Below are 20,631 nucleotides of genomic sequence, written 5' to 3' on the forward strand. Positions count from 1 at the left end.
CATGTGCGCCGCGACATGCGGGAGTCAAGACTCCGGATGTCCTTAGCTGATCCGGGCCGCGCTTGCCGCTAGCTAGAGTCGCGCCTTCAGCGTCAGCGGCACCCGAAACGTCCTGAAGCCTTCGATGTCGGGAAACCACTCTGCTGCTTCGCGCGAAGCCAGCGTCAGGACCGCGGCCGGGACTTCGCCGCTGATCAGCCGCTCGATCGCGCCGGCTTTTACTTCGCTGAACTGGACTTCCGCGGCTCCGGCCGCCATCAACGCGGCGCTGACGCGTCCGCTCGATGCGGATTGTTTCTCCTCGATCGCGATGTTCTTGTTGTTCAGATCGGATAACGAATTGATCTCCGGACGCGCCAGGACAAGCGCCACCAGATTGTCCGAGCTGTCTGTCGATCCGGATGCAGTCTTGCCGGAATCGTTGGCCTCACCGGCTTCTGCGCCGGGATTGTCCGATTTGTTGGCCGCCTCCCGTCCCGTCCCGATTGCCGTGACGAGATCGGCCATTCCCGTCGCTTCCACGACCTGCTGCTGAATTGTGCGGGGCGCCAACGCGGGAGCATCGGCGGCTGTGGCCGGCAACGCGGCGGTTTCGGACGTGGCGGGCGGCGCGGCGATCTCGAGCGTGGCTGGCGGCGGCAGGGTGACCTCGGGCTTCGCTTCGGACTTCACCTCAGACTTGACCTCAGACTTGGGGGCCTCCGTGGGCTGCGACGCGGCGATAGATGCTGCCTGCCCCGGCTCCGGCCCGTCGGAGCTTTTCAATTGACGCTCCGGCTCCTGAGTTCCTGCGACGGTCTTTTCAACGGCTTTTTCTCGAGTCGCTGTCGCCGTGGCCACCGGCACTTCCTTCCTGGTTGTTGGATATGCAGCATTGGTGGCGGCCCTCCTGGTGTGCGACGCCTTGGTGTTCAACGTCTTGGCGTTCGACGCCGCGATGCCGGCACGCGGCGCCGGGCTGGAAACCGCTGCAGGCTGCCTTGCCACGCGCGGGCGGGCCGCGGGTTCTAATCTTTCTATTTCCGCCTCAGCCGGTACCACGACGCTGGTCTCGCGTTTCTCGCGGTGCCGGGCAGACAATGCCCGGTCAGACCAGGCCATGTAGGACTGACACGCCCTGTTGCACGGCAGCCCATCGATATAAACGACGCCGGGCGAATCGAGCGGATTTGCTTGCAGGGCTCCACTCGAACAGAGGGACAACATCAGGGTCAGCAAGGTCCATTTTCTCGACATAACTACTCCGTTTGAACGCACATGAAGCGGGAACCGGCTTCGTGAAAGATCATGCCGCGCGAGCTACGTTTGGATGGAGACGGAGTTTCAAAAAAGAGGTGTTGTTTTCGGATCGCTGCGCACGCCTTGAGGGATGCCTTTTCAGCGACCGCCGCGCGACAGATTCGGAATGAACTATCGGCAATCAGTTTTCTCCAGCAATGAGTGCTTCAACTGAGCGCAATTTGGAGTGCAGCTAGCCAGAGGGCGGTGGCACGCGCTGCGCCGGTATCCAGAAGGCCTTGCGTCATGACGATGATCCAGCCATGGATTAACCGTCCGGAACGCCATAACATAACGCCATAACATAATATGGATGTGTTCTTGACTTGGGCGTGTCGCCGTCGCCTGCAAGGGGGGTCATCGCATGGATGAATTGTCGCGTCGCAACTTGGTGACGGTCGCCGCGATCACCATGGCATCGACCGTTGCGTTCGCAGGCGCCTCGCTTATGTCGACCGCCCATGCCGCTGACTTTCCGACGCGCTCCATCACGCTGGTCGTGCCGTACCCGGCCGGCGGCGGCGTCGATGCGATGGCGCGCGTGGTGGCGCAAAAGCTGTCGGACGCTTTCCGCCAGACCGTGACCGTCGACAACCGCGGCGGTGGCGGGGGCACCATCGGCACGCGCGCGGTCGCGCGCGCCGCGCCGGACGGCTACACGCTGCTGCTCGGCCACACCGGGACGCTGTCGATCAACCCAAGCCTCTACACCAGGCTCGGCATGGATCCGCGCAAGGAATTCGCGCCGATCGGCCTCGTTGCCTCGATGCCGGTGGCCCTGCTCGCCCATCCGTCGTTTCCTGCGAAGACGGTCGCCGAATTGATCGCGCTTGCGCGGAAGGCGCCGGGCACACTCAATATCGGCACGTCGCCTGTCGGCACCGGCGGTTACATGTGCGCCGAACTGTTCAAGGCCGAGGCCGGGATCGATATCGCGATCATCCCCTACAAGGGCACGGCGCCGGTCATGAACGATCTGCTCGGCGGCCACGTGCCGGTCGCGTTCGGCGTGCTGCCGCCGGCACTGGGCAATATCGCGGCCGGCCAACTGCGCGCCATCGCCGTCACCAGCAAGACGCGCTTCTCGCTATTGCCCGATGTGCCGACTTTCGACGAGTCGGGACTGCCCGGCTTCGAAGCCGTGTTGCATTACGGGCTGCTTGCGCCGCACGGCACGCCACCTGAGATCATCGACATCCTCAGCGCCGAGTTGCGCAAACTCGGCAACGATCCGGAGGCGCAGAAACGCATTCGTCTCGAAGGTGGCGATCCCCTCAGCTCGACGCCGGCCGAATATGCCGACGACATCGATCGGGAAGAAAAGAAGTGGAGCAAGCTCGTCCATCAGCTCGGGCTGAAGGTGGAATAGCGCCGGTCTCCAGGCTGCAAGCGACCGCTAGTTCGGCACCGCCCGCTTCGCCATCGCCGGCCCGTTCGCATTCACCGTCACGCCGCGCAGCAAATTGAACGCCGCGTTCAGCGCCGTGTCGTCCTTCTCGTTCGTCGGAACCCAGGCTTGCGAGCCGGCCTGCTCGGCGCCGTCGGCGGCGAGGTGGCCGTGCATCGAGGCTTCGCCCTTCGGCTCGGAGCGGCTCTTGAGTTCATCCGGCACGTCCTGCAGCACCTCGATGTCGGGCGCGATGCCCTGGGCCTGGATCGAGCGGCCCGACGGCGTGAAGTAGCGCGCCGTGGTCAGCGCCAGCGCGCCATTGCCTGATCCGAGCGGAATGATGGTCTGCACCGAGCCCTTGCCGAAGGTGCGCGAGCCGATCAGGGTGGCGCGCTTGTGGTCGCGCAGTGCGCCGGCCACGATTTCGGACGCGGAGGCCGAGCCGCCGTTGATCAGCACCACCAGCGGCTTGCCTTTGGTGATGTCGCCGCCGCGCGCGCTGAAGCGCTGGGTTTCCTCCGAGGTGCGGCCGCGCGTCGAGACCACCTCGCCGCGCGTCATGAAGGCGCTCGACACGGATACGGCCTGGTCGAGCAAGCCGCCGGGATTGTTGCGGAGATCGACGACGTAGCCCGCGAGCTTGTCGGCCGGAATCTCCTTGGCGATGCTGGCGATGGCCTTCTTCAGCCCATCGGTGGTCTGTTCGTTGAAGCGGGTGATCCTGATGTAGCCGATATCGCCGCTGTCGGTCTTGTAGCGGACCGGCCGTACCCGGATGATCTCGCGGACGATGGCAATATCGATCGGCGCGGCGGAACCCTTGCGCGCGACCTTCAGCCGGATCTTGCTGTTGGCGGGGCCCTTCATCCGGCTCACCGCCTGTTCGAGGGTCATGCCCTGAATCTGCTCGTCGTCGATCTGGGTGATCACGTCGCCCGACAGCATGCCGGCCTTGGCCGCGGGCGTCTCGTCGATCGGCGTCACCACCTTGACGAGGCCGTCTTCCATCGTGACCTCGATGCCGAGCCCGCCGAACTCGCCATGGGTGGTCTCCTGCATGTCGCTCCAGCCCTTCTCATTCATGTAGCGCGAATGAGGATCGAGCGCGGAGATCATGCCGTTGATGGCGCCTTCCATCAGCTTGGAATCGTCGGGCTTCTCGACGTAGCTGGTCTTGATCCGCTCGAACACGTTGCCGAACAAATTGAGCTGGCTGTAGGCGTCGGAACGGGCTGCGGCCTTTGCCGCCGCCACCAGACTGGCCCCCTGCGGTCCCGTCACGAGAACGGTCAGACACGCGCCCGTCACCGTGCCGAGAACAAAGGCAAAATTCCTGCGCATCGTGGGGCGTCCCTTTCGGCTAACGGACGCCCGCGATTCCCGTGAATCGGCGCCCCTGTCCCGGCCCCGCCAACTCACAATGGCTTTTTGGTCGGATCAAGGCACGCCGGCCCGGACCATTGCGGCTTTTTATCGGCTTCCGGCATTAGCGCCGGGAAGTGTCTCTACTTTGCAGCGCCGTCGGCGGATTTGGCCTTCGGCTTGGCCGGCGGCGCCTTGGCAGTATCTTTGGCCGCTGCTTTCGGCGGCGCGCTGTCGCTGCGCACCGTGCCCCAGGGATCGGTGCTCTTCTGCTCCGGGATATTGCCGAGCGAGCGCTTGTAGGCCCTTTCGGCATCCCTTTCGGCCGCTTTTTCGGTTGCCGACTTTTCCTTGTCGGTCTCACCGTATCTGGGAACAGGATTCTGAGCCTGAGCCCAGACGGGCCCGGTAAGCGCGGCGATCACACATGCAGCGCCCAAAATTCTGCCCAGGATTTTCATGCCATCACTCCCTCTTGCGACCCAAGGCGCTATTCAAGGCGCTATTTTTGACGCGCTTTTCTTCACGCGAACCGGCATCCACCCCGGATCAGTCCGGGGCAGGCTTTCGCCCGAAAGCGCTATAGCACGGCCCGCGCACGGGCTTAAGCGCCGGATCGGGCCGAATTCAGTCCAGCCCGTTGCCGATACCTGGCCAGTTTTGTAAACGATGGCCATGAATTTGCCGCCAGCGCCCTCCTCCGTCGACGTGTTGCTGTTCGACCTCGGCCGCGTCGTGCTCGATATCAGTTTCGACAAGGTGATGGCGACGTGGGCCGGGCACGCCGGCTGCGAGCCCGCCGACCTCGCCAGGCGTTTTGTCGTCAACGACAGTTTCAAGCATCACGAGATCGGCCGGATCGACGACGCGGCGTTCTTTGCGAGCCTGCGTCAGTCGCTCGGCATCGGCCTCACCGACGCGCAGTTCCTGGAAGGCTGGAACGCGATTTTCACCGGCGAGGTGCCGGGAATTGCGCCGCTGTTGGCAAGCGCCGCCAAACGCATGCCGCTCTATGCTTTTTCCAACACCAATCCGGCCCATGTCGCGCATTTCTCGCAGGCCTATGCCGACGTGCTCAGCCATTTCCGCGAGATATTCCTGTCCTCGAGCATCGGTTTGCGCAAACCCGACGCTGAAGCCTATGATCATGTGGTAAAAGCGATCGGCGTGCCGGCACAGAGGATCCTGTTCTTCGACGACTCGGCCGCCAATATCGAAGGTGCGCGGGCGCGCGGCCTTTGTGCCATCCACGTGGCATCGACGGATGACGTGGCAAGGGCACTGACCGCACTTGAAGTATAGGAGGTCTGCCCGTGGCCTTGATGCCTGTTGCCGATGCGCTTGCTGCGATCCTTGCCGGCGCCGCACCCCTGCCCGAGGAAATGATCGCGCTCGACGATGCCTGGCATCGCGTGCTGGCGCGCGACGTCGCCGCGCGGCGGACGCAGCCGCCGCGGGCGATGTCGGCGATGGACGGCTATGCGGTGCGCGCGGCCGATGCCGCCGATCTCTCGGTGCGGCTGAAGGTGATCGGCGAGGTCGCGGCCGGACGGCCGTTCGAGCGGAAGGTAGGCGCGGGCGAAGCGGTGCGGATATTCACCGGCGGCGTGATCCCTGAGGGGGCCGACGCCGTCATCATCCAGGAAGACACGGCCATCGACGGCGATTCCCTCGCCATCACCGAAGCCGCCGTTCCCGGGCGGCATATCCGCGCCGCCGGCGTCGATTTCCGCGAGGGCGATGTGCTGCTCACGCGCGGGCGCCGCCTGACCGACCGCGATTTGTCGCTCGCCGCCGGCATGAACTATCCGGAGCTTGCGGTGCACCGCCGCCCAAAGGTCGCAGTCCTCGCCACCGGCGACGAGCTGGTGATGCCGGGCGCTACCCCCGGCCCCGGCCAGATCGTCTATTCCAACGGCTACGGCATCCGGGCGCTGGCGCGGGCCGAGGGCGCCGAGGTCGTCGATCTCGGAATCGCCGCCGACACGGTCGATGCCACCGCGCAAGGTATCCGCCGTGCGCGCGAGGCAAGCGCGGATATCCTGATCACCCTGGGCGGCGCCTCGGTCGGCGACCATGACCTCGTCAAGCGGTCGCTGGAGGCCGAGGGGACGGCCATGGCGTTCTGGCGCATAGCGATGCGGCCGGGCAAGCCGATGATGCACGGCAGGCTGGGCACGATGCGGGTGATCGGCCTGCCCGGCAATCCGGTCTCCTCCTATGTCTGCGGCTTCCTGTTTCTGGTGCCGTTGATTCGTGCGCTATCGGGCTGCGACACCATCCATCATCCGCGCGAAAGCGCCTTGCTGGGCCGCGATCTCGCCGCCAACGACCAGCGCGAAGACTATCTTCGGGCACGGCTCGAAGCGCGCGCGGACGGCACGCTGATGGCGGTGCCGGTGAGCCACCAGGATTCATCGCTGCTCGGGAATCTCGCTGCGGCGCGGGCACTTGTGATACGTCCGCCGTTCGCGCCGGCTGCCGCAAAGGGTTCGCGCTGCGAACTGCTCCGGCTGCCCGAATGATGCCCTGAACGGCGCCTTTAAGGGCGTTTTGGGCCGAAGCCGCAATGCGTTCACCTGAAATTAAGTGGTTGCGGAACACATATCGAACATATAGTGTCCGTTCATGATTTGTTTCGACTGCTAGTGTCCAGGGTTGGGAGTTTTAGGGACTCCCGCGATGGACCCTGACGCTTCGGGACCGAAAGACTGTGCCAACCGGGGGATTGCTCGCGATGCTTACGCGCAAACAGTATGAACTTCTGCGTTTCATCAATGAACGGCTGAAAGAGGCCGGCGTACCGCCCTCCTTTGACGAGATGAAGGACGCGCTCGACCTGCGCTCGAAATCCGGAATCCACCGCCTCATTACGGCGCTGGAGGAGCGCGGCTTCATCCGCCGGCTGCCCAACCGCGCCCGCGCCATCGAAGTCATCAAGCTGCCGGAGCTTGCTGCCGCCGGCAACGGCCGCCGCGGCTTCACGCCGAGCGTCATCGAAGGCACGCTCGGCAAGCGCTCGGTGAGCGTGCCGGCTTCCGAGGATGACGGCAACCGCCCGGTCGCCGTCCCCGTGATGGGCCGGATCGCCGCCGGTACGCCGATCGAGGCGCTGCAGACCCGCAGCCACACCATCAGCGTGCCGCCTGACATGCTCGGCTCCGGCGAGCATTACGCGCTCGAAGTCCGCGGCGATTCCATGGTCGACGCCGGGATTCTCGACGGCGACATGGCGCTGATCCAGCGTAACGAGACCGCCGACACCGGCGATATCGTGGTGGCGCTGATCGACGAGGAGGAAGCCACGCTGAAGCGCTTCCGCCGCCGCGGCGCCTCGATTGCGCTGGAGCCGGCCAATGCCTCCTACGAAGTCCGCATCCTGCCGCCGAACCGGGTCCGGATTCAGGGCAAGCTGATCGGCCTGTACCGGAAGTATTGAACTGTCGGATTGCAGACACGACGGCGACGACACCCCGCCCCGGCCTTCGGCCGGGGTTTTTTGTGGCGCGGCCGGAACCAAGCCGCGTTAGCGCGTTTGTGATTTAGGCGCAGCGCGCCAGTCGCAGAATTGCCCAGAAACAAGAAAAGGCTCTGCGCCATGTCCACTCTGATAGAGGCTTGTGCCTCCTTCGAGACACGGGTCAGCTATCTCAAACGAGGGAGCCATCCGATGTGTGACTATAGCCTGCATGCTGTGGCAACGCGGCCTGCCCAGGTCGGCGAGACGCTGATCACCACGACCTTCCGCGGTACATCGACCCGCGGCTTTGCGTCGGAACGCGAGCCAGCAGTGGCGGTCTGCATGCTTCCCGGCACCGAGCTGGCGTTCGCCGAGGACGTCAAATACGATAACCGGTGGATCTGGACGCGAACCACCGACTGGCGGGTCGGCAAGTTTAACCAGATCGAACCCGAAGTATCCGACCGTCACCATGACGCGATCGAATTTCCTGACGGAAGCCATGTGCTGGTGACGCAGCTCTGCGAAGGCCAGCGCGCGACTGTGCTGCAATTGCCGGTGACCGAGGGCGAACGTGCACCGAAGGTGACGGAAGCGCCGCCGGCCGAATCCATCGTGACCGGATAAACGCAAACGCGAACGCGATCCGCCGGTTTAGGCCGGCGGATCGTGGTAATGTAATTTTTTCAGAACTCGGCGCCGAGGGGCAGTCGGTGGTCAACAAGGTTACATGGCAAAAGGCCGGACGCGTCACCGAGCCCGGACGATACATGTTCAGGTACGGCTGGCTCACCATCACGGCCGAGGATCTCGCGATCTGGCGGCAATTCCCCGAGGCGTCGTTCACGCTGGTCAATTTGCCATCGGAGCCCGACGCGCCTGAGGAGTTTCATCTGGGCGCCTTCGAAATACCCGCCAGCCCGACGGTCGACGAGCACTGATGTTCCTCTATTCCTCCGCCTGAAGGTCGGCCTCGGCCGGCGTCGCATCGACGGCGCGCGGCGGCACGACACGCGGCGCAAGCACGGTGGCGTCGGCCTCGCGCTCGTCGGCTGCGGCCGGCGACCACGGGCGGTCGATCCCCCTGGGCTTGGCTGCCTCGACGACAAATCCCTCACGGCCTCGCCGCAACGCCATTGCGCCCTGCCGCCGCAACCGGTCGGCATCGATGACGGAAGCCGCGCATGAAGCGGGCGCCTGCCGCAGCGTCACGATGAGCGCCGCGCGCTCGCAATCGTCCGAAAGCGCCTCGGGCTTGAGCGCCTGCGCGATAAGGCCGCCGGCGGATTGCGTTACGCAGCCAAGGTCGTCGCATGAGACGCCTGCGGTGAGCGATGCGTCAGCGGCCGTACGCGCGTCCGCGTCCGCCGCCAGCCACTCCTTCAGGAGGAAGGCATCCCGGGAGCCCTTCGCCGCATGCATCAGATGCAGCCTTCCATCCTGGCCGCGGACGGCGACATTGCGACCATCGGCGGAGATCAGGATGTCCGGCAGCGGCGCCCTCGCCGCCCATAGTGCCGCTGATAGCACCAGCACCGCGCCCGACCAGCGCAGCGGCGTGCGCAACAGGCCGAGCAGGATGATGCCGAGACTGGCCGCAATCAGCGGGCCGATGCCGAACGCCGGCACCCGCCCGACCGCGCCGGGCAGCGCCGCGACCCATTGCGTCACCGCAATCATCCAGTCGATGCCGATGCCCATGATCGCCCAGAACAGGCGATCGAAGCCGAACGGCATCGCGACGAGGCCGAGCAAGCCCGCCGGCATCACGACCGCGGAGACGACCGGCATCGCCGCGAGATTGGCCAGCACGCCGTAAGGCGTGACCCGGTGAAAGTGAAAGGCCGCGTAAGGCATGGTCGCGAGCCCCGCCACCAGCGAGGCCAGCAGCAGCATCGCGATCTCACGGCCGCCCCACAGCGCCACGCGGGCGGTTGCGGTATGGTCAGGCGTCGCGAACAGGCGCGGCAAGCCGATCTGCACCAGCGCCACCAGCCCGAGCGTGGCAGCAAACGACATCTGAAAACTGGGATGCACCAGCGCTTCCGGCGCGACCGTCAGCACGATCAGGGCCGCGACCGCGAGCGTGCGAAACGTAATCGCCCGACGATCGACCATGACAGCGATCAGCACCACGGCCGTCATGAAGAACGAGCGTTGCGTCGCCACTTCCGCCCCCGACAGCAGCAGATAGAACGCGGCGGCGAGGAACGCAGCCGCCGCCGACCATTTCTTGATGGCGTAGCCGACGGTGAGCGCGGGAAACAGCGCGAGCAGCGCCCGCACCGCAAAGAACACGACGCCGGCGACGACAGCCATATGATAGCCGGAGATCGACAGCACATGGCCGAGACCTGAGATGAACATGGCGTCGTTCACCGGCGGCGAGATCGCGTCGCGCCGCCCGGTCAATAGCGCAGTGGCGATCGCGCGCTTGTCACCTTCCAGAGTGGTCCTGATCCGCGCGTCGATCGTGTCGCGCAGCCCCTGCATGAACGCGGAATAGCGCAGGCGTAGCCCGCCGCCGGTGGCGGGCGGCTCGGCGGTCTTGATCGCGCCCATCACGAAGCCCGAGGCGCCGATGCCGGCAAAGAACATATCGCGGCTGAAATCGTAGCTGCCCGGCCGCACCGGCGTGAGCGGCGGCAACAGCCGCGCCTTCAGCTCGACGAAGCTGCCGACCGCGGGCGCGGTGCCCTTCTTCACCGACAGCCGGACGCGATCGAGCTTCGTCGTCCCGCGTGCGCTTTCCATGGTGATGACGCGCAGGACAAAGCGGTCGGTGCGCTCGCGAATGTCGCGGGTTTCGACGAAGCCGGTCAGCGCCACCGAAAACATCGGCCGCGCCAGCACGCCATGCGCAATCCGCGCTGTCTTCCATGTCGCGATCGCAAAGCCCGCTGCAACCGCTGCGATCATCACGGCGACGGGAAAGAATTTCTGCCGCCGCAACAGGACCGCGACCGCGCATAGCGCGATGGCGACGACGCCGGCCACAGACAATACCGGCTCGTGATCGGCGGCGAAGTAAAAGGCAATGCCGGTGCCGAACGCGACGGGCACCCAGGGCAGCAGGCGCCCGGCGCCGGCTTCCGCACGCGCCCATGCGCGCAGGGTTTCGAGCAGCGGCGGCCAGAACGCGGGGCGAGACGGGACAAGGCCGCCGACGGGCACGGCGGCGCGCGGCGGCCAAGTCCCGGCATAGCCACGCTTCCGGCCCGATGTGTCACCCTGCTCCGCCACCGAGCCTACACCTTACGATCCCGTAGAGATCGCAAGACTACCGGACGGTGTATTTGAGCTGCTAGCAGAACAGAAGCAGAAACCTGAAGAAATGCACGGCGCCAGCGGCCCCACAAAGCAATTAATCCGCAGTGGAAAACTGCCGCTAAGTCAGCCCAACTGCATTTTTCGACTCGTCAAAGCGTGCTCGTTCTCTGAACTTCGAGGCTGGTTGCGGAGCACGACGTGAGCCAGTTTTCTTGCACGCTTCTGCTTGTGACGGCTCTGATGCTTACGGCATGCTTCGGAGTAGCGGCTTGGCGCATCTCCGGTGGCGCATCGGAAGTCACCGGGAGCATTCCGCCGCCATTGATCGACCTGCGTTGATGCGTTGAGACTGTTAGGCAGAGCGGAGGCAGAAACCTGAGGAAACGCGCCGCCATCCGCGCTACACTCGCGGCCATGAAGCTAGCCGCCTGCCTTTCATTTGCCGTCATGATGACCGCCTTGGCTTCCACCGCCGAGGCGGCCGAGCAATGCCGCTTCATCGAGGCGCGGCCCGAGCGCGAGGCGTGTTACCAGCGCCAGGAGACTGCGCGGGCCGCCCGGCAGAAAGCCAACGATATCAGACAGGCCGCAGAGCAAAAGCCCTACGAGCCTATGGCGCAGGAAGATGCCGAACTCGCCAAGTCGCTGCGCGGCATTTGCCGGGGCTGCTAGGCGGCCGGCGCCACCAATCCCGGCAGCCCACCGCCCGGAAAGCGCGCTTGAAAGCGCTCTTGCAAGTGCGCCGCAGCAGGATGCACACTGTGTGCGCTTGACGAGGTGTCAACGTCTACGGCTCTCGGCCCAACTGGAATTCTTAGTTGCGCTCAGAACGAGAGGAGCATGACGCCATGCGAGAAATCGAAATCCACGACTACGCACGGCAGTTACTGGAAGCACATGGCGCCAAGGCCATTGCGGAAGCCGCCCAGAACGCCATCGAACTCGAGGCAAAAGGCGAGGTCGAACTGGCCAGAACCTGGCGGCATATCGAAGACGCGATGAAGCTCATGCGCGGGCCGCACCAAAGCTGAAGCTGCCGGCGTGGCCAGGTAGGACCTGGAGCAGGTTCCGTCGCAATCCACCTGGTCGCGGCTGAAGGGCAACCTGACCTCCAAGATGCGGCTCTCCATAACAGGAGTGAAGCCATGTTTCCGAAGTGTGCGACAGCCGAAGACCTCGTGAAGGCGATCACGGACGAGAAGGTGCAGATGATCGATCTGCGCTTCACCGACTTGCCGGGGGTGTGGCAGCATTTTTCCGTCCCGCCGGGTGCAGCTAGTGTCGATGCTCTCAGCGAAGGCATTGGATTCGACGGCTCGTCCATCCGCGGCTTCCAGGAAATTCAGGAAAGCGACATGCTGGTCGTGCCGGACCCGACCACGGCCTTCCTCGACCCGTATTCGCCTGCATCGACCCTCGTCCTGGTTTGCAACATCAGGGACCCCGTGACCGGTCAACCCTATAGCCGTGACGCCCGTTACATCGCCCAGAAGGCTGAAACCAACCTCAAGGGCACTGGCCTCGCCGATACGAGTTACTTCGGCCCGGAGGCGGAGTTCTTCGTGTTCGACGACGTGCGCTATGGACAGGACATCAATTACGCCTTCCACGAAATCGATTCCAGCGAAGGCAGTTGGAATACTGGCAAGGAGGAAGCGCCGAATCTGGGCCACAAGCCGCGCCCGAAGGAGGGATATTTTCCCGTTCCCCCGACCGACAGCATGCAGGCTCTCCGCACCGAAATGGTGCTGACGATGGAACAGCTGGGCATCCAGATCGAAGCCCATCACCATGAAGTCGCGACCGGCGGCCAGAACGAGATCGACATGCGCTTCACCACGCTCACCCGCATGGCGGACAATCTGATGATCTACAAATACGTGGTGAAGAACACCGCCCGCGAGCACGGCAAGACCGCAACGTTCATGCCGAAGCCGCTGTTCGAGGACAACGCCTCGGGGATGCACGTTCACCAGTCCCTGTGGAAGGGCGAGACCAATCTGTTCTATGACAAGGCTGATTACGCCGAGCTGAGCGAGATGGGCCGTTACTACATCGGCGGGCTCCTTACCCACGCCTGGGCGTTATGCGGGCTTTGCGCCCCCACCACCAACTCCTATCGGCGCCTGGTGCCAGGCTATGAGGCTCCGATCAATCTGGTCTATTCCCAGCGCAACCGCTCAGCCTGCTGCCGTATTCCGATGTATTCGCCGAACCCGCGGGCAAAGCGCGTCGAGTTTCGCTCGCCGGATCCCTCCTGCAACCCCTATCTCGCGTTCGCCGCGATGCTGATGGCCGGCCTTGACGGCATCAACAGCCGGATCGATCCGGGCAGCCCGATCGACAAGAACCTCTATGACCTGCCGCCCGCCGAGGCAAAGGACGTGAAGTCGACACCTGGATCGCTGGATCAGGCGCTTGACGCGCTCGAGCGCGATCACGCCTTCCTACTCCGCGGCGATGTGTTCACCGGCGACGTGATCGAGACTTGGCTCGACTACAAGCGCAAGAAAGAAATCGATCCTATCCGGCTGCGCCCTCATCCATACGAGTTCCACTTGTATTACGACATCTAGCTAGCTGCGACCGCGTTAGCTGACGCGTGACCGGCCCTACGGCTCAATCAGCGGCGTCTTCGACGACACGTGGTGGCTGACGATTTTCCATTCGCCGCCTTCGCGAATGATGACCCAGGTGATTTTCACCGTCAGGGGTTCAGCATCCTCTTCGACGACAAAAGACGCCGTGCCCGCGACGTTGATCAGGTCGGGAGCGGCATGCGCAGTCCTGACGTCGGTGAACTTGACCGTCGGGGAATGCCATCTCGGCAACGCGTCGAAATAAGCGGCAACGCCGTCATTGCCGCGATACAGGTTTGGATTCGAGCCGAAGAAGAACGCGTTCCTCGAATAGAGCGACGCAAGCGCGCTGGCGTCCAGGTTGCTGAACGCCGTCGCCCATTTTCCCATGATGCCGGACACGATGTCGTCGGTTGCGCTGCGTTCGGATGATCCCATCGCCGGACCTCAGCCCTTCCCGCCGACTTCCTTCGCAAAGGTGTCGCGCAGGCCGATGGTGCGGTTGAACACGGGCTTGCCGGGCATCGAATCCTTGTCGCCCACGAAATAGCCCTGCCGTTCGAACTGCATCACCTCGCCGGAATTATCGGCGGCAACCGAAGGCTCGATCCGCGCGTTGGGCAGGATTTCCAGCGACTCCGGATTGAGGTCGGCGGCGAAATTCGCGGCGTTCGGGCTGGGATTCGCGAACAGCTGATTGTAGACGCGGATTTCCGCCGGCACCGACTGCGCGGCCGATAGCCAGTGCATGGTCGCCTTGACCTTGCGGCCGTCAGGCGCGTTGCCGCCCTTGGTCGCGGGATCGTAGGTGCAGCGCAGTTCGACGACTTCGCCGGCGTCGTTCTTGATAACGCCGGTGCATTTGATGAAATAGGCGTAACGCAACCGCACTTCGTTGCCCGGCGACAGGCGGAAGAACTTTTTCGGCGGGTTCTCCATGAAATCGTCGCGCTCGATATAGAGCTCGCGGCCGAACGAAATTTTTCGCGTACCGGCCGAGGGATCGTCGGGATGGTTGACGGCCTCGAGCTCCTCGATCTCTCCTTCCGGATAATTCTCGATCACGACTTTCAACGGCCGCAACACCGCCATGCGTCGCTGCGCTGATTTGTTGAGGTGTTCGCGAATGCAGAACTCCAGCATGCCGACGTCGACCACGCTGTTGGCCTTTGCGACGCCGATGCGCTTGACGAATTCGCGCACCGCCGCCGGCGGCACGCCGCGCCGCTTCAGCCCGGCGATGGTCGGCATGCGCGGATCGTCCCAGCCGGAAACGTGGCCGTCGCGGACGAGTTGCGTCAGCACGCGCTTCGACAGCAGCGTGTAGGTGAGGTTGAGGCGGGCGAATTCGTACTGGCGCGGTTTTGACGGCACCGGCAGCTTGTCGAGCAGCCATTCATAGAGCGGTCGGTGGTCCTCGAACTCCAGCGTGCAGATCGAATGCGTGATGCCTTCGATGGCGTCCGACTGGCCGTGCGCATAATCGTAGCTCGGATAGATCGACCATTTGGCGCCGGTGCGCGGGTGCTCGGCATGCAGGATGCGATAGAGCACGGGGTCGCGCAGGTTAATGTTGCCGGCGGCCATGTCGATCCTGGCGCGCAGCACGCGCGTGCCGTTCGGGAATTCACCCGCCTTCATGCGCCTGAAGAGGTCGAGGTTTTCCTCCACCGTCCGGTCGCGGAACGGCGAATTCTTGCCGGGTTCCGTCAGCGTGCCGCGGTTGATGCGGATTTCCTCCTGCGACTGGTCGTCGACATAGGCACAGCCGGCCTTGATCAGGCCCTCGGCCCAGTCGTACAGGCGGTCGAAATAGTCAGAGGCGTAATAGAGATCGGTTCCCCAGTCATAGCCGAGCCAGTGCACGTCGGCCTGGATGGAATCGATATATTCCTGCTCTTCCTTGGTCGGATTGGTGTCGTCGAAGCGCAGGTGGCACTTGCCGGCAAATTCCTGCGCGATGCCGAAATTCAGGGCAATCGACTTGGCATGGCCGATGTGCAGATAGCCGTTCGGCTCCGGCGGGAATCGGGTCACGATCCGGCTGTGTTTCTTGGAAGAAAGATCGGCCTGCACGATGTCGCGGATGAAATCGCGCCCTGCCTCTGCCGCTACCGGTTCTGTGGTCATCCTGAGTTCCTGTTAGGGATTGGCGAACCTTCTGCCAAATTCGCCCCTGTGAGCCAAGCCCGCATTGCCGATAGCGAGGCTTTAGTTATGCACCGTTCCTGCTATACACCACGGCCGTTCATGCATAGGCCCCGCCCCGGTAATGACTGATTCCGTCGTCACACGCTTCGCCCCCTCGCCCACCGGCTTCCTCCATATCGGAGGCGCCCGGACCGCGCTGTTCAACTGGCTCTACGCCAAGAAAGCCGGCGGCAAGATGCTGCTGCGGATCGAGGACACCGACCGCGAACGCTCCACGGAGCCCGCCATTGCCGCCATTCTCGACGGGCTGAAGTGGCTGGAGCTCGATTGGGACGGCGACGTCATCTACCAGTTCAGCCGCGCTGCCCGCCACCGCGAGGTCGCCGAGCAATTGCTGGCCAGCGGCTGGGCTTACCGCTGCTACGCCACCGCGGAGGAACTGACGGCGATGCGCGAGAAGGCGCGCGCCGAGGGCCGTACCCGCCTCTATGACGGGATGTGGCGGGACCGCGATCCCTCCGAGACGCCGGCCGGCATGAAGCCCACCATCCGCCTGAAGGCACCGCAGACCGGCGAGACCGTAATCGAGGACCAGGTCCAGGGTCGCGTGGTCTGGCAGAACGAGAACCTCGACGATCTCGTACTGCTGCGTGGCGACGGCAACCCGACCTACATGCTGGCTGTCGTGGTCGACGACCATGACATGGGCGTCACCCACGTCATCCGCGGCGACGACCATCTGATCAACGCCGCGCGGCAGAAGCAGATCTACGATGCACTCGGCTGGGATATCCCGAACATGTCCCACATCCCCCTCATCCACGGGCCCGATGGTTCGAAGCTCTCGAAGCGCCACGGCGCGCTCGGCGTCGACGCTTACCGCGCGATGGGATATCTGCCGGCGGCGCTGCGCAATTACCTGGTCCGGCTCGGCTGGAGCCATGGCGACCAGGAAATCTTCTCGACGCAGGAAATGATCGACGCGTTCGATCTGCCCGCGATCGGGCGCTCCGCGGCGCGGTTCGATTTCGCCAAGCTGGAGAACCTCAACGGCCACTACATCCGCCAGGCTGATGACCGCGAGCTGGTGTCCCAGTTTGAGAGCGTGCTGGATTACGTCCCCGAAGGCGCCGAACTGAAGGCAAAACTCAACGACACCACCCGCGCGCAATTGCTGCGGGCGATGCCGAGCCTGAAGGAGCGCGCCAAGACACTGATCGAGCTGATATCGGGCGCCTACTTCATCTTCGCCGACCGTCCGCTTGAGATCGAGCCGAAGGCCGGCGCCCTGCTGACGCCGGAGACCCGGGCGCTGATCGGAAAACTCCGGACGGCGCTCGAGGCCGTCACCGACTGGCGCACCGAGACCACGGAAGCCGCGATGCGAAATTTCGCAGAGCAGAACAATCTCAAGCTCGGCGCCGTCGCGCAGCCACTCCGGGTGGCGCTGACCGGACGCACGACTTCACCGGGAATTTTCGACGTTTTGGCGGTACTGGGACGGGAGGAATGCCTGGCCCGCCTCGCCGATCAGGCGGCCAGTTAAGCCCCTACCATATGGGGGGCCGGGGCCATCTTGCAGTGCACAGGGCAATAAGCTACGCCTTTGGCGCCGCATCCAGACAACCCGGCTTCCCTTGCTGCCACCGCGAAATGGCACCAGGGTCGGCGCGGTTTTTCGTAACGATTTCATCGGGGATTCACGATGGACGCAAAATCCAGCAACAAGACTGCAACGCTTACGGTAGGTAACAAGACCTACGATTTCCCGATCCTCAGCGGCACGGTTGGGCCCGATGTCATCGACATCGCCAAACTTTACGCCCAGGCCGGGATGTTCACCTACGACCCCGGTTTCACCTCCACCGGCAGCTGCCAGTCGAAGATCACCTATATCGATGGCGATGCCGGCATTCTCGAATACCGCGGATACCCAATCGAGCAGCTCGCCGAGAAAGGCGACTTCCTTGAGACCTGCTACCTCCTGCTCTACGGGGAGCTCCCGACCCCCGCCCAGAAGCAGGATTTCGACCACCGCGTGATCCACCACACCATGGTTCACGAGCAGATGGCCCGCTTCTTCCAGGGTTTTCGCCGCGACGCCCATCCGATGGCGATCATGGTCGCCGCCGTCGGCGCGCTCGCCGCGTTCTATCACGATAGCACCGACATCAACGATCCGAAGCAGCGCATGATCGCCTCGATGCGCATGATCGCGAAGGTCCCGACGCTGGCCGCGATGGCCTTCAAATACACCATCGGCCAGCCCTTCATGTATCCGAAGAACTCGCTCTCCTTTGCCGAGAACTTCCTGCACATGTGCTTCGCGGTGCCCTGCGAGGACTACAAGATCAATCCGGTGCTGGCTGACGCGCTCGACAAGATCTTCATCCTGCACGCCGACCACGAGCAGAACGCCTCGACCTCGACGGTGCGTATCGCCGGCTCTTCCGGCGCCAACCCGTTCGCCTGCATCGCCGCCGGCATCGCCTGCCTGTGGGGTCCGGCGCATGGCGGCGCCAACGAAGCAGCCCTTGCGATGCTCGCCGAAATTGGTTCGGTCGACAAGATTCCGGAATTCATCGCCAAGGTGAAGGACAAGAACAGCGAAGTCCGCCTGATGGGCTTCGGTCATCGCGTCTACAAGAACTACGATCCGCGCGCCAAGATCATGCAGAAGATGTGTCACGCCGTGCTGGCCGAGACCGGCCACGGCAACGATCCGATGCTGAACGTTGCGATGGAACTGGAAAGGATCGCGCTCTCCGACCAGTACTTCATCGACCGCAAGCTCTATCCGAACGTCGATTTCTATTCGGGCATCACACTGAAGGCGATGGGCTTCCCGACCTCGATGTTCACCGTGCTGTTCGCGGTCGCCCGCACCGTCGGCTGGATCAGCCAGTGGAGCGAGATGATCGAGGACCCGCATCAGAAGATCGGCCGTCCGCGCCAGCTCTACACCGGCGTTGCGCGCCGCGATTACGTCGAGATGGCGAATCGCAAGTAAGCGCCGATCGCACGACAATTCGGAAAAGCCGGATGCGATCGTCGCGTCCGGCTTTTTTTCTTGTTGCTACCCTCTACCCCCGCCGCGCCTGCCACATCGTCGCCAGCACGATATCGGCGGCACGGGCACTCGGCGGCTGGTTGCCGGTCGACATGATCCCATCGATCTTTCCGAAAGCCTCCAGTTGCCTTCGACGCTGGTCGCTGTCGCTCAACACCTCACGGAGCGCGGTTGCGAGCTTTTCCGGGGTGCAGTCTTCCTGCAGGAATTCGGGAATGACGTTCTCGCCGATCACGAGATTGGCCAGTATCACCGAGTTCACCTTGATGGCGCGCCGCAGGATCCAGGCTTCCATGGCGCCGACCCGGTAGCCCGTCACCATCGGCACGCCGGCCAGTGCCAGTTCGAGCGTTACCGTACCGGATTTGGCTAGCGCCGCATGGGCGATCCGAAAGGCCGCCCGTTTGTCCTGCTCGCCGATCACGACCTGGGGCTGCACCGGCCAGCCCTTCACCGCGTCGACGACCGCTTCCTGCAGATGCGGCATGGTCGGCAGCATGAGCTCGAACGCAACGCCCTGCTCCTGCAGCCGAGCCACCGCCTGGCCGAACACCGCCATGTGGTGGCGAATTTCGCTGCCCCGGCTTCCCGGCAGCACGAGCAGCACCGGCGGCGATTGCGCCCGCCGCGCAGCTTCATCGGCGTTCGGGCGCAGCGAAGACAATTGCTCGGTCAGGGGGTGGCCGACATAGGTGCATGGCGGCCCGTGCAGCCTGCGATAGGCGTCGGGCTCGAACGGCAGCAGCGCCAGCACGTGATCGACATATTTCAGCATCGCGCGCGCCCGCCCGGGCCGCCACGCCCAGACCGAGGGCGACACATAGTCGACGATCGGCAGCCTGGGATCCTTGGCGCGAACGCGCTTCGCCACGCGGTGGGTGAAGTCCGGGCTGTCGATGATGACGAGAATATCCGGCGCCGCTTCCGTTACCGCAATGGCCGTTTCCTTGATCAGCCCGAGGATCTTCGGCAGTTCCTTGACGACGGCGGCGAGCCCGATGATCGAGAGCTCTTCGATCGGAAACAGCGACTCCAGGCCCTCGCGCGCCATCGCGCGGCCGCCGATGCCTTCGAACTGCACCGCGTCGCCAAGGCGCTGGCGCAGCACTTTCATCAGGTTGGCGCCGAGGCGATCGCCGGACTCTTCCGTCGCGATCAGAAATACCCTCCGCTCCATCCCAGCGGTGGCGCGAGACGGCGTCACGCTGATAAGCCCTGGATGAACAGGCCGGCGCTGTCAGCGGCCTCGATCATGGCTTGCGCCTCCGCGGCAATCGTATGGCCGGCGATCACGGCGATGCCGGCAAGCCCGGCCCGGGCTGCGCCCTCGATGGTTTTGGCGCCCACGGCCGGCAGGTCGAAGCGCAAATCCTGGCCGCTCTTCGGCGCCTTCACCAGCACGCCGCGGCCGGATTTGGCGCGAATGCGCCCGGCCTCGCGCAGCCGCGCCACGCGCGCCAAAAGCCCGTCGGTGCCCTCGATGTCCTCGACCGCCACCACATGCCCGTCGATCACGACCACGGCCTGGCCGATGTCGAAGGGCCCAAGCGCGCCGAGCACCTCCCGCCCCTTGGCGATGTCAGCGGCGGCAGCGGAATCGGGCTTAGCGCGGGCAATGCTTCCCTCCGGCATCAGAATATCGGGGGCGACATCCCTGATGCCGACCATCCGAAAACCGTCCTGTTCGAGGATGCGGCCGATCCCCGACAACAGATGATCGTCGCCGCCGCGAAACGCGGCCCAGACGCGGCCGAGGACGCGGATCGTTCCCCAGTCGAGCCTGATTTCCGACAGCGCCGGGCGCAGCAGCGTGCCGATGAAGATCAGATCGCGGCAGCCCTCGCTGCGGAACAGTTTTGTGGCGCGACCGAGTTGCCCGACCGAGATCCAGTGATGGCGGAAGCGCTCGACGCGCGCCGGATCACAGGCGCCGCGGAGCGCGAACAGCACCGGCGCGATCCCCCGTGCGGCAAGCGACTCCGCCACCGCGAACGGCATCGCGCCACCGCCGGCGATAACGCCGACTGGTGATGAAATGTCAGAAGCCGCGGAAATCATGGCTGCGGCGATC

At 64.2% G+C, this 20,631-nt stretch carries 19 protein-coding genes; 11 read left to right on the top strand and 8 right to left on the bottom strand.

Annotated elements, in window-relative coordinates:
* Positions 1-72 precede the first annotated feature (72 nt).
* Entirely contained in the window at positions 73-1,218 is a 1,146-nt protein-coding gene (locus V1279_RS17510; RefSeq protein ID WP_334438150.1) for a hypothetical protein, read from the bottom strand.
* 424 nt (positions 1,219-1,642) lie between these two features.
* Here V1279_RS17510 and V1279_RS17515 point away from each other — a divergent pair, with 424 nt between their 5' ends.
* Positions 1,643-2,647, top strand: coding sequence for a Bug family tripartite tricarboxylate transporter substrate binding protein (locus V1279_RS17515; RefSeq protein ID WP_334438153.1), 1,005 nt, complete (start codon positions 1,643-1,645; stop codon positions 2,645-2,647).
* Between the two features lie 27 nt (positions 2,648-2,674).
* Here V1279_RS17515 and V1279_RS17520 read toward each other — a convergent pair whose 3' ends face one another.
* Positions 2,675-4,009: a S41 family peptidase gene (locus tag V1279_RS17520; RefSeq protein WP_334438155.1), complete on the bottom strand. Its 1,335-nt coding sequence runs from the start codon at positions 4,007-4,009 to the stop codon at positions 2,675-2,677.
* A 164-nt stretch (positions 4,010-4,173) separates the two neighbouring features.
* Positions 4,174-4,491 carry a hypothetical protein gene (locus V1279_RS17525; protein ID WP_334438157.1) on the bottom strand — a complete coding sequence of 106 codons (318 nt, stop codon included), beginning with the start codon at positions 4,489-4,491 and terminating at the stop codon, positions 4,174-4,176.
* A 214-nt stretch (positions 4,492-4,705) separates the two neighbouring features.
* Between V1279_RS17525 and V1279_RS17530 the strand changes: the two genes are divergently transcribed.
* The 5 genes from V1279_RS17530 to V1279_RS17550 all read left to right on the top strand — a co-directional run bounded on the left by V1279_RS17530 (position 4,706) and on the right by V1279_RS17550 (position 8,431).
* Positions 4,706-5,332, top strand: coding sequence for an HAD-IA family hydrolase (locus V1279_RS17530; RefSeq protein WP_334438160.1), 627 nt, complete (start codon positions 4,706-4,708; stop codon positions 5,330-5,332).
* An 11-nt stretch (positions 5,333-5,343) separates the two neighbouring features.
* Entirely contained in the window at positions 5,344-6,555 is a 1,212-nt protein-coding gene (locus V1279_RS17535; protein ID WP_334438163.1) for a molybdopterin molybdotransferase MoeA, read from the top strand.
* A gap of 212 nt (positions 6,556-6,767) precedes the next feature.
* Positions 6,768-7,469, top strand: coding sequence for a transcriptional repressor LexA (lexA, locus tag V1279_RS17540; RefSeq protein ID WP_334438166.1), 702 nt, complete (start codon positions 6,768-6,770; stop codon positions 7,467-7,469).
* A 231-nt stretch (positions 7,470-7,700) separates the two neighbouring features.
* Positions 7,701-8,117, top strand: a complete 417-nt coding sequence (locus tag V1279_RS17545) for a hypothetical protein (protein ID WP_334438169.1) — start codon at positions 7,701-7,703, stop codon at positions 8,115-8,117.
* Positions 8,118-8,203: 86 nt separating this feature from the next.
* Positions 8,204-8,431: a hypothetical protein gene (locus tag V1279_RS17550; protein WP_334438171.1), complete on the top strand. Its 228-nt coding sequence runs from the start codon at positions 8,204-8,206 to the stop codon at positions 8,429-8,431.
* Positions 8,432-8,438: 7 nt separating this feature from the next.
* Here V1279_RS17550 and V1279_RS17555 read toward each other — a convergent pair whose 3' ends face one another.
* A complete protein-coding gene (locus tag V1279_RS17555) occupies positions 8,439-10,733 on the bottom strand; it encodes a ComEC/Rec2 family competence protein (protein WP_334438173.1) in 2,295 nt (764 codons plus the stop codon).
* Positions 10,734-11,210: 477 nt separating this feature from the next.
* On the opposite strand from V1279_RS17555, the gene V1279_RS17560 reads away from it, so the two are divergent.
* The 3 genes from V1279_RS17560 (at position 11,211) to glnA (ending at position 13,336) form a co-directional block, all read left to right on the top strand.
* Positions 11,211-11,432 (top strand): hypothetical protein, encoded by a 222-nt coding sequence (locus V1279_RS17560; RefSeq protein ID WP_442894895.1) that lies wholly within the window; start codon positions 11,211-11,213, stop codon positions 11,430-11,432.
* A gap of 176 nt (positions 11,433-11,608) precedes the next feature.
* Complete coding sequence (locus V1279_RS17565) at positions 11,609-11,791, top strand: hypothetical protein (RefSeq protein ID WP_212419094.1); 183 nt, start codon at positions 11,609-11,611, stop codon at positions 11,789-11,791.
* A gap of 114 nt (positions 11,792-11,905) precedes the next feature.
* Positions 11,906-13,336 carry a type I glutamate--ammonia ligase gene (gene glnA / locus V1279_RS17570; protein WP_334438179.1) on the top strand — a complete coding sequence of 477 codons (1,431 nt, stop codon included), beginning with the start codon at positions 11,906-11,908 and terminating at the stop codon, positions 13,334-13,336.
* Positions 13,337-13,372: 36 nt separating this feature from the next.
* Here the strand turns inward: glnA and V1279_RS17575 are convergent, their stop codons facing one another.
* Both V1279_RS17575 and V1279_RS17580 read right to left on the bottom strand, forming a co-directional pair.
* Positions 13,373-13,777 (bottom strand): YybH family protein, encoded by a 405-nt coding sequence (locus tag V1279_RS17575; RefSeq protein ID WP_334438181.1) that lies wholly within the window; start codon positions 13,775-13,777, stop codon positions 13,373-13,375.
* 9 nt (positions 13,778-13,786) lie between these two features.
* Entirely contained in the window at positions 13,787-15,469 is a 1,683-nt protein-coding gene (locus tag V1279_RS17580; RefSeq protein WP_334438183.1) for a glutamine--tRNA ligase/YqeY domain fusion protein, read from the bottom strand.
* Positions 15,470-15,611: 142 nt separating this feature from the next.
* On the opposite strand from V1279_RS17580, the gene gltX reads away from it, so the two are divergent.
* Both gltX and gltA read left to right on the top strand, forming a co-directional pair.
* Positions 15,612-17,036, top strand: coding sequence for a glutamate--tRNA ligase (gene gltX / locus V1279_RS17585; RefSeq protein ID WP_334438185.1), 1,425 nt, complete (start codon positions 15,612-15,614; stop codon positions 17,034-17,036).
* A gap of 159 nt (positions 17,037-17,195) precedes the next feature.
* On the top strand, positions 17,196-18,500 hold the full coding sequence (gltA, locus tag V1279_RS17590; protein ID WP_334438188.1) for a citrate synthase: 1,305 nt from the start codon (positions 17,196-17,198) through the stop codon (positions 18,498-18,500).
* Between the two features lie 73 nt (positions 18,501-18,573).
* On the opposite strand, the gene lpxB is transcribed toward gltA, so the two are convergent.
* Positions 18,574-19,737 (bottom strand): lipid-A-disaccharide synthase, encoded by a 1,164-nt coding sequence (gene lpxB, locus V1279_RS17595; RefSeq protein ID WP_334446440.1) that lies wholly within the window; start codon positions 19,735-19,737, stop codon positions 18,574-18,576.
* Between the two features lie 23 nt (positions 19,738-19,760).
* Positions 19,761-20,618, bottom strand: a complete 858-nt coding sequence (locus tag V1279_RS17600) for an LpxI family protein (RefSeq protein WP_334438190.1) — start codon at positions 20,616-20,618, stop codon at positions 19,761-19,763.
* Positions 20,619-20,631 lie beyond the last annotated feature (13 nt).

It is taken from the genome of Bradyrhizobium sp. AZCC 1610, assembly GCF_036924515.1.
Classification (GTDB): Bacteria; Pseudomonadota; Alphaproteobacteria; order Rhizobiales; family Xanthobacteraceae; genus Bradyrhizobium.

Bases quoted from the DNA above. Each gene is read 5' to 3' on its own strand.
- V1279_RS17515 (WP_334438153.1), top strand. From the start codon at position 1,643: ATGGATGAATTGTCGCGTCGCAACTTGGTGACGGTCGCCGCGATCACC.
- V1279_RS17520 (WP_334438155.1), bottom strand. From the start codon at position 4,009: ATGCGCAGGAATTTTGCCTTTGTTCTCGGCACGGTGACGGGCGCGTGT.
- V1279_RS17525 (WP_334438157.1), bottom strand. From the start codon at position 4,491: ATGAAAATCCTGGGCAGAATTTTGGGCGCTGCATGTGTGATCGCCGCG.
- V1279_RS17530 (WP_334438160.1), top strand. From the start codon at position 4,706: ATGAATTTGCCGCCAGCGCCCTCCTCCGTCGACGTGTTGCTGTTCGAC.
- lexA (WP_334438166.1), top strand. From the start codon at position 6,768: ATGCTTACGCGCAAACAGTATGAACTTCTGCGTTTCATCAATGAACGG.
- V1279_RS17545 (WP_334438169.1), top strand. From the start codon at position 7,701: ATGTGTGACTATAGCCTGCATGCTGTGGCAACGCGGCCTGCCCAGGTC.
- V1279_RS17560 (WP_442894895.1), top strand. From the start codon at position 11,211: ATGACCGCCTTGGCTTCCACCGCCGAGGCGGCCGAGCAATGCCGCTTC.
- V1279_RS17565 (WP_212419094.1), top strand. From the start codon at position 11,609: ATGCGAGAAATCGAAATCCACGACTACGCACGGCAGTTACTGGAAGCA.
- glnA (WP_334438179.1), top strand. From the start codon at position 11,906: ATGTTTCCGAAGTGTGCGACAGCCGAAGACCTCGTGAAGGCGATCACG.
- V1279_RS17575 (WP_334438181.1), bottom strand. From the start codon at position 13,777: ATGGGATCATCCGAACGCAGCGCAACCGACGACATCGTGTCCGGCATC.
- V1279_RS17580 (WP_334438183.1), bottom strand. From the start codon at position 15,469: ATGACCACAGAACCGGTAGCGGCAGAGGCAGGGCGCGATTTCATCCGC.
- gltX (WP_334438185.1), top strand. From the start codon at position 15,612: ATGACTGATTCCGTCGTCACACGCTTCGCCCCCTCGCCCACCGGCTTC.
- gltA (WP_334438188.1), top strand. From the start codon at position 17,196: ATGGACGCAAAATCCAGCAACAAGACTGCAACGCTTACGGTAGGTAAC.
- lpxB (WP_334446440.1), bottom strand. From the start codon at position 19,737: ATGGAGCGGAGGGTATTTCTGATCGCGACGGAAGAGTCCGGCGATCGC.
- V1279_RS17600 (WP_334438190.1), bottom strand. From the start codon at position 20,618: ATGATTTCCGCGGCTTCTGACATTTCATCACCAGTCGGCGTTATCGCC.